6 protein-coding genes are annotated in these 7,785 nt (G+C 71.4%); 5 read left to right on the top strand and 1 reads right to left on the bottom strand.

Annotated elements, in window-relative coordinates; translation table 11 throughout:
• Positions 1 to 55: 55 nt before the first annotated feature.
• Entirely contained in the window at positions 56 to 1,564 is a 1,509-nt protein-coding gene (locus ACFWZ5_RS43310; protein WP_384790796.1) for a beta-N-acetylhexosaminidase, read from the bottom strand.
• Positions 1,565 to 1,856: 292 nt separating this feature from the next.
• Between ACFWZ5_RS43310 and ACFWZ5_RS43305 the strand changes: the two genes are divergently transcribed.
• From ACFWZ5_RS43305 to ACFWZ5_RS43285, 5 genes are read left to right on the top strand one after another with little or no spacing between them, the layout of a single operon-like run.
• Positions 1,857 to 3,152, top strand: a complete 1,296-nt coding sequence (locus tag ACFWZ5_RS43305) for a macrolide family glycosyltransferase (RefSeq protein WP_384790799.1) — start codon at positions 1,857 to 1,859, stop codon at positions 3,150 to 3,152.
• Positions 3,149 to 4,078 (top strand): glucose-1-phosphate thymidylyltransferase RfbA, encoded by a 930-nt coding sequence (gene rfbA / locus ACFWZ5_RS43300; protein ID WP_384790802.1) that lies wholly within the window; start codon positions 3,149 to 3,151, stop codon positions 4,076 to 4,078. The genes ACFWZ5_RS43305 and rfbA overlap by 4 nt, the downstream gene beginning before the upstream one ends.
• Positions 4,075 to 5,292, top strand: coding sequence for a macrolide family glycosyltransferase (locus ACFWZ5_RS43295; protein WP_384790806.1), 1,218 nt, complete (start codon positions 4,075 to 4,077; stop codon positions 5,290 to 5,292). The genes rfbA and ACFWZ5_RS43295 overlap by 4 nt, the downstream gene beginning before the upstream one ends.
• A complete protein-coding gene (locus tag ACFWZ5_RS43290; RefSeq protein ID WP_384790809.1) occupies positions 5,289 to 6,536 on the top strand; it encodes a macrolide family glycosyltransferase in 1,248 nt (415 codons plus the stop codon). Before ACFWZ5_RS43295 ends, ACFWZ5_RS43290 begins: the two co-directional genes overlap by 4 nt.
• Positions 6,533 to 7,738: a cytochrome P450 gene (locus ACFWZ5_RS43285; RefSeq protein ID WP_384790812.1), complete on the top strand. Its 1,206-nt coding sequence runs from the start codon at positions 6,533 to 6,535 to the stop codon at positions 7,736 to 7,738. The genes ACFWZ5_RS43290 and ACFWZ5_RS43285 overlap by 4 nt, the downstream gene beginning before the upstream one ends.
• The last annotated feature ends 47 nt before the right edge of the window (positions 7,739 to 7,785 follow it).

The raw sequence follows: 7,785 nt of genomic DNA, 5'->3' as shown, positions 1-7,785 counted from the left end.
TGCCCCGCCTGTGCGCGGGGCAGGCGCCGGAAGAGAGGGGGCGCCGGCCGAGGCGTCAGCTGCCCATCGGCCAGGGCACGCCGGGGGCCCGGTAGTAGTTCACGCGGGCCTCGCGCAGGCGGGGTCCCTGCGCTGCCAGGCGCGGCGCGAAGGTCTTCCAGTCGTGCGAGGACGCCTTCGCCCAGCCGATCTCCGCGATCGTCAGCATCCGCGGGAAAGCGAGGTCCTCCACCTGGTGGATGCCGAACGTGGTCTCGGTGAACATGGGCGCCTCGACGCCGGCGACCGCCTTCGCGGGCAGGCCCTTGAGGTGCGTGTCAGGGTTCCAGTCGTACGACTCCTTGACCGTGACGGTGCCGGCCCAGGTCTGCCCGATCGGATACTCGGGATAGTCCTTGGTGTACTTCATGTCGAGGTACGCCTTGGAGGCCGGCGCCATGACGACCTTGCCGCCCGCCTTGCCCGCTGCGATCAGCTCGTCGTCACTGATCCCGGGGGCCCAGTACTCGCTCAGCGACCCCTTCTTGGGCATCGAGCCCGCGGACTCCATCCAGCCGTAGGGCTTCTTGCCGTGCTTCTTGACGATCTCGTTGACCTTGCCGAAGTACGTGTCCATCTCGGCCTTGGACCTGGTCTGCGTCTCGTCACCGCCGATGGCGATGTACGGGCCGGGCGTGAGGTCCGCGAGCTCGCCGATCACGTCGTCCAGGAACTTGTAGGTGATGTCCTTGTCCACGCACAGCTTGCCGTCGGGGCTCTGGGCGAAGCCGGTGTAGGGCTGCAGCGCCTTGCCGTCGCAGTTCAGCTCGGCGTAGGAAGCCAGCGCGGCGTGTGCGTGGTCGGGACCGTCGATCTCCGGGATGACCGTGATGCCGCGCGCCGCCGCGTACCGCACGATGTCCTTGTAGTCGGCCTGCGTGAAGTAGCCGCCGAGCATGCCGCCGACGCCGGTCTTGCCGCCGATCTCGGTGAGCTTGGGCCAGGACTTGACGGCGATGCGCCACCCCTGGTCGTCGGTGAGGTGCAGATGCAGGTTGTTCACCTTGTAACGGGCGATGGTGTCGATGTACTTCTTGACGTTCTTCACCGGCATGAAGTGCCGGCCCACGTCGAGCATCGCGCCGCGGTAGCCGTAGCGCGGCGCGTCGGATATCCGGCCGCCCTGAACGCGCCAGGGGCCGGCCGTCTGCTGCTTCCGCTCGACCTTCACCGGCAGGAGCTGGCGCAGCGTCGCGATGCCGTTGAAGAGGCCCCCGCGGTCGTCGGCCCGAATGCGGACGGACTTGGCATCGATGTCCAGCTGGTAGCCCTCCTGCTTGGTCACCTCGTTCTTCCCGCCGAGGGAGAGCACGATGCCCTCCGGGGTGTCCCCCGGGGACAGGCTGCGGACCGGCAGGTCGTATCCCGTGGGCTTGCGCAGCAGTCCGGCCAGGAACTGCGCTGCCGCCTTCGCGGAGGCGGAGCCTTCGGACGCATAGATCGCGTCGTCCGCGTCGAGGCCGAAGGCGACACCCGCGTCGGTCGAGACCTGCACGGGCTGCGGAACGACCGTGGTGAGCGGCACGGTGTCTTCCGCTTCCGACGGGCGCCCCTGAGACGTCGTCGCGTAGACCAAGCTGCCCGTGACCGCCAGCGCAACCGCCACAACCATGGTTCGCGTGCGCCGGCCGCGACGGCGGCGCGGTGGACTCTCGCTAGCGTTCATCTGTGACCGTGTCTCCCTGTCGAGGCTGGCCCGGTGGGCTGGGCTGACTGATTCGGATCAGCGACCAGCTTGGTCCTCGGTGGCTAGCGGAAGCCCTAGTCTTGCCGTCGGCCGCTCGATGGCGCCGCACGGGCCGGTACATACTCGCGCCGTGAACGGACGATCACCGAGGGCCGGATCACCGCGTCGGCAGGGACACGGCCGGCAGCGGCACATAGGTGTCTTCACCTTCCCCGCGTATGCGCACATCGCGCCCGCGCTGCCCACGCTGGCCGAGCTGGCACGGCGCGGGCACCGGGTGACCTGCCTGGTGGCGGAGCCCTTCGCGGACATGGTCGAGGAAGCGGGGGTGGAGCCGGTCGTCTACGAGTCCGGCTTCCCGTGGGCCGACGGCCTGACGGGGCCGGTTCTGAAGACCGTCCTCACCTTCTTCGAGGAGGCGATCGCCCCCTTGCCGGCGGCGGTGGCCCGTCTCGGGGCGGACCGCCCCGACCTCCTCGCCCACGACCTGGCGGCGTCCGAGGGCGCCCGGCTGCTCGGCCGCGCCTGGGACGTTCCGGTGCTGCAGCTGTGCCCGACCATGGCGTCCGGCCCGGGTTTTTCGATGTCCGAGGCGCAGGCCGGGGAGGACACGGGGCCGCAGGAGCCGATCGACCCGGAGCATCCCTCGATCGCGGAGTTCGTCGCGCGCAAGGGGCGGCTGCTCGCCGAGTGCGGGCTCGACGGCGTCCCGCCCGAGAGCGCGGGCCCGGAGCACGGGGACAACATCGTCTTCCTGCCGAAGGCATTCCAGATCGCCCCGGAGACCTTCGACGAGCGGTTCGCGTTCATCGGTCCGTGCCTGGACGACGTCCCGGACACCGGCGGCTGGCAGCCGCCGGCGGGCTCCCGGGTGCTGCTGCTGTCCCTCGGCAGCTCCTACACCCCCGACCAGGCGGCGTTCCTGCGCTCCTGCATCCGGGCGCTCGCCGGGACCCCCTGGCATGTCGTGGTGACCCTCGGCCACCGCGTCACCGCGGCCGAGCTCGGCCCGCTGCCCGGGAACGTCGAAGTCCACCAGTGGCTGCGGCATCCCGAGGTGCTGCGGCACGCCGCCGCGTTCGTCACCCACGCCGGCATGGGCAGCGTCATGGAATCCCTCGCGTACGGGGTCCCGATGGTGCTCGTGCCGTACCACGTCGACCAGCGGGTCATCGCCCGGCGGGCGGCCGGCCTCGACCTGGGCCGGGTCGTGCCGCGGGGGGCGGCCGGTGAGGCCGCGCTCCGTGCCGCGGTCGACGAGGTCACCTCCAGCCCCCGCATCACCACAGCCGTGGCCGCGATGCGCCGTCAGGTGCACCGGGCGGGCGGCGCCGCGCGCGGCGCCGACGCCGTCGAGTCCCTGCTGCGTCGAACCGAACGGCCAAGCTCTGCCCACGCGCCAGCTACGGAAGTGACTCACTCATGAAGGGCATCATCCTCGCGGGAGGCGCGGGCACCCGCCTGCACCCTGTGACCCATGCCGTCTCCAAGCAGCTTCTGCCCGTCTACAACAAGCCGATGATCTACTACCCGCTGTCCGTGCTCATGCTCGCGGACATCCGGGACATCCTGATCATATCGACGGCCGAGGATCAGCCGCTCTTCCAGCGTCTGCTCGGTGACGGCTCCGAACTCGGCCTCGAGCTCAGCTACGCCGTCCAGCCCGAGCCACGCGGCCTGCCCGAGGCGTTCATCATCGGCGCGGACTTCGCCGGCGACGACTCCATCGCGCTGATCCTCGGCGACAACATCTTCTACGGCCCCCACATGGCCGAGTTCCTCCAGGACAGCCGGCGCGACCTGGACGGCTGCGTGCTGTTCGGCTACCCCGTCTCCGACCCGGAGCGCTACGGCGTGGGTGAGGTCGACGAGCGGGGCCGGCTGGTCAGCATCGAGGAGAAGCCGGCCCGTCCGCGCACCAACCGCGCCATCACCGGGCTGTACTTCTTCGACAACCGCGCGCTGGACATCGCCAAGAACCTGACGCCCTCGGCGCGCGGCGAACTGGAGATCACCGACGTCATCCGGCCCTACCAGCTGGAGGGCAAGGCCAAGGTGATCGACCTCGGCCACGGCTTCGCCTGGCTGGACACCGGCACCCACGACTCGCTGCTCGACGCGAGCCAGTACGTCCAGGTGCTGGAGCGCCGCCAGGGGGTGCGCATCGCCTGCATCGAGGAGATCGCGCTGCGCCGCGGCCTCGTCGACGCCGAGGTCTGCCACCGGCGCGGCGCGAGCATGGCCAAGTCCGGCTACGGCGAGTACGTCATGAAGATCGCACAGCAGGCGCAGGCCGCCGCACACGCCCAGCAGACCGGAGCCGGACCGACACAGAAGGCGGGACTTCGATGAGCGGCCTGCACATCGCGTTCTTCAACTATCCGGCACACGGCCATGTGAACCCGACGCTGCCGGTGACCGCCGAACTGGTGCGCCGCGGCCACCGGGTGACGTACGTGGTCGCCGAGCAGTTCGCCGAAGCGGTCGCCGCGACCGGCGCCGAGGTGTTCACGTACGAGTCCGTCGTGCCGAAGGCCTGGAACACCGTGGCCATCCCGCAGAAGGTCACCGCCGACGACATCGCCGAGGCCTCGGTGACCCACCTGACCGAGGCGCTGGCGCCGCTCGACAAGGCGGCGGCGCGGCTCGACGGCGACCGCCCGGACGTCATGGTCTACGACGCGTTCGGCTACGCGACCGGCCGGCTGCTGGCACGCAAGTGGCGGCTGCCCTCGGTGCTGTGCGCGACCACGATCGCCGTCAGCGAGAAGTGCAACCCGTATGCCGAGTTCGCCGCGAGCATGGCGCTGCCCGACCCCGAGCACCCGGCCCTGGTCAAGCACCGCGAGCTGCTGCGCGGCACGCTGGACGCGCACGGGCTCGGCGACTGGTCCAACGAGGAGTTCACGGGCGCCGCCGAGGAACGGACCCTGTGTTTCGTGGCGCCGGAGTTCCAGCCGGGCGTCGAGACGTTCGACGAGCGGACCGTCTTCGTCGGGCCGTGCATCGGCGACCGGGCGCGGCAGGGCGGCTGGCAGCGGCCCGACGACGACCGCCCGGTGGCGCTCGTCGCGCTCGGCAGCTTCGGCTACGAGAACCAGGCGGCCTTCTACCGCGACGCGCTCGCCGCACTCGGCGACCTGCCCTGGCACGTCGTCATGTCACTGGGCGGCCTGGTCACCCCGGACGACCTCGGACCGCTCCCGTCGAACGTCGAGACCCACCCCTGGGTGCCGCAGCCGGCGGTCCTGCGGCACGCCTCGTCCTTCGTGTCGCACGCGGGCATGGGCAGCACCATGGAGTCGCTCTCCTTCGGTGTGCCGCCGGTCGTCGTGCCCCGCACCGGCGAGCAGGACGTGGTGGCCGGGCGGCTGACCGAGCTGGGTCTTGGCCGGGCCATCGCGCCCGACGAGCTGACCGCCGAGGGGCTGCGTGCCGCGGTGCTGGATCTCGCGGCGGACGATCAGACCCGCGGGCGGGTGCGGGAGCTGTCCGCGAGCATCGCGGCACGGCAGGGGCCCGCGCTCGCCGCCGACACCATCGAGGCCCGGTGCGCGGCGTCATGACCGGCACGCTCCCCGCCGACGCGGCTGACCGGCAGCCCCGGCACATCGCGTTCCTGCCCTATCCGGCGTACGGGCACATGCTGCCGGTGCTCCCGGTGGTCGCCGAACTCGTCGCGCGCGGCCACCGGGTGACCTGCTTCGCCACCGAGGAGTTCCTGCCCCGGGTCCGTGCGACCGGCGCGCGGGCCCTGCTGTACGACCCGCCGCTCTCCTCCGATCCGCCCCCGGACATCGTCGATGCCGACGAATGTGCGCGGGCTCCGCTCAAGAGCCTCAAGGCGAGCATGGCCGTGCTCCCGGCGATCGAGGAAGGCTTCACGGACGGGGCGCCGGACGTGATCGCGTACGACACCACGCTCTGGCTGACCGGGCGCCTGCTGGCCATCCGCTGGGACCGGCCGACCGTTCAGCTGTCGCCGACGTTCATCTCGAACGAGCACTACAACCTCGGCGAGCAGCACCAGGAGTTCGCCGGACAGATCGACAGGGAGCACCCGGCGATCGTCGAGTTCGGTGACCGGCTGCGGCAGATCGCAGCCGGTACCGGGCTGCCGGAGGAGCGCCAGGCCGAGCTCTTCTTCGGGCGCGAGGAGTTCACGGTCGCGTTCGTGCCGAAGGAGTTCCAGTTCGCCGCCGACACCTTCGACGAACGGCATTTGTTCGTCGGGCCGACGGCCGGGGAGGCCGGCGGCACGCAGTGGCAGCCGCCGGCGGACGGCAGGCCGGTGCTGCTCGTCTCGCTCGGCACCACCGTCAACAACCAGCCCGACTTCTTCCGGCGCTGCGTCGAGGCCTTCGCCGAGCTGCCGTGGCACACGGTGTTCGCGCTCGGCGGCCGGATCTCCCCGGACGAGCTGGGCCCGCTGCCGCCCCACGTGGAGGCGCACGCCTGGGTCCCGCTCGCCGACGTCCTGCGGCACACCTCGGTCTTCCTGTGCCAGTCGGGGATGGGGAGCGTCCTTGAGTCGCTGCGGGCCGGCGTGCCCATGGTCGCCGTGCCGCACCACCCGGAACAGCACATCAACGCCAAGCGGCTGACCGAACTGGGCCTGGCCCTGGTGGTGCAGCGCGAGGACACGTCCGTGGAGATGCTGCGGGCGGCTGTGGAGAAGGTCGCGGGCGACGCCGGGATGCGCGAGCGCGCAGGGCAGATGCAACGTCACATCCGCGCGGCGGGCGGAGCGGTGCGGGCCGCCGACGCGATCGAGCAGCGGATGCGCACCGCGTCCTTGGAGGCCTCATGACCACCCTGTCCACGGCGCGGACGTGCCCCTTCGACCCGCCCGCCGAATACGCCCAGCTGCGCGAGACCTGCCCGGTCGCGCCGCTGAAGCTGACCCTTGCGCCGGGTGACGGCGACGGGTGGCTGGTCACCCGGCTCTCCGACGTCCGCGCTGTGCTGAGCGACCGGCGGTTCAGCCACCGCAACGAATTGATCGGCCTGCCCATCCCGCCGCCGTTCCCGATGACCGAGTACCGTCCGGCGCCCGCCGCGCCGGGCGCCTTCATCAAGATGGACCAGCCCGACCACTCGCGCTACCGGCGGCGCCTGACCCGGTCGTTCACCATGCGGGCGATCGCCGGCCTGTCCCCGATGATCACCCGGCTGACGGAGCGGCACCTCGACGCGCTGGAGCGCGCCGGGCGGCCCGCGGACCTGGTGGGCGTCTTTGCCGAGCCGCTCGCGGTCCAGGTGATGTGCGAGATGCTCGGGGTGCCCGACGGCGTCCGCGAACCGCTCCGCGAGCACCTTGCGGTGCTGTCCCGGATGTCGTACCCGGTCGAGGAGCTGATCACCGCGTGCACGGTCATCGCCGAGACCCTGCAGGAGCTGATCGCGGCGAAGCGTGCCGCGCCCGGCACGGACCTGCTGAGCGAGCTGGCCGGTGATGACGGCCTCACCGACGAGGAGCTCGTGAACATCGCCTGGGCGCTGCTCGGCGGCGGTTTCGACACCACGGCCAACATGCTCGCCCTCGGCACGTTCGCGCTGCTGTCCCACCCCGACCAGCTGGCCGCCCTGCAAGCCCGCCCCGAACTGGCCGACAACGCGGTCGAGGAGCTGCTGCGCTACCTGACCATCTCGCACCTGGGGGCGAGCCGTGCCGCGCTGGAGGACGTCGAGCTGAACGGCGTGCACATCAAGGCCGGTGACACCGTCGTCGCGCTGCTCCCCGCCGCGAACCGGGATCCCGCGCACTTCGGTACGCCCGACCGGCTGGACATCACCGCCGCCACGCAGGGCCACGTGGCCTTCGGGCACGGCGAGCACCAGTGCATCGGCCAGCACCTGGCGCGCGGCATCCTGCGTACCGCACTGCCCGCTCTCTTCGACCGCTTCCCCGACCTGCGCCTTGCCGCCGACGCGGCGAGCGTCCCGCTGCGCTCCGACATGCTCCACTACGGCGTCCACGAACTGCCGGTCACCTGGGGCGGCGACGGCTGACCAGGACGGCGCGGGAAGCGGCCGGGGGCCGCCGGATCACGTGATCC

Source organism: Streptomyces sp. NPDC059003 (genome assembly GCF_042740445.1).
Taxonomy (GTDB): domain Bacteria; phylum Actinomycetota; class Actinomycetes; order Streptomycetales; family Streptomycetaceae; genus Streptomyces.
This window is presented reverse-complemented; position numbering and strand designations above follow the sequence as displayed.

Bases quoted from the DNA above. Each gene is read 5' to 3' on its own strand.
- rfbA (WP_384790802.1), top strand. From the start codon at position 3,149: ATGAAGGGCATCATCCTCGCGGGAGGCGCGGGCACCCGCCTGCACCCT.
- ACFWZ5_RS43295 (WP_384790806.1), top strand. From the start codon at position 4,075: ATGAGCGGCCTGCACATCGCGTTCTTCAACTATCCGGCACACGGCCAT.
- ACFWZ5_RS43290 (WP_384790809.1), top strand. From the start codon at position 5,289: ATGACCGGCACGCTCCCCGCCGACGCGGCTGACCGGCAGCCCCGGCAC.
- ACFWZ5_RS43285 (WP_384790812.1), top strand. From the start codon at position 6,533: ATGACCACCCTGTCCACGGCGCGGACGTGCCCCTTCGACCCGCCCGCC.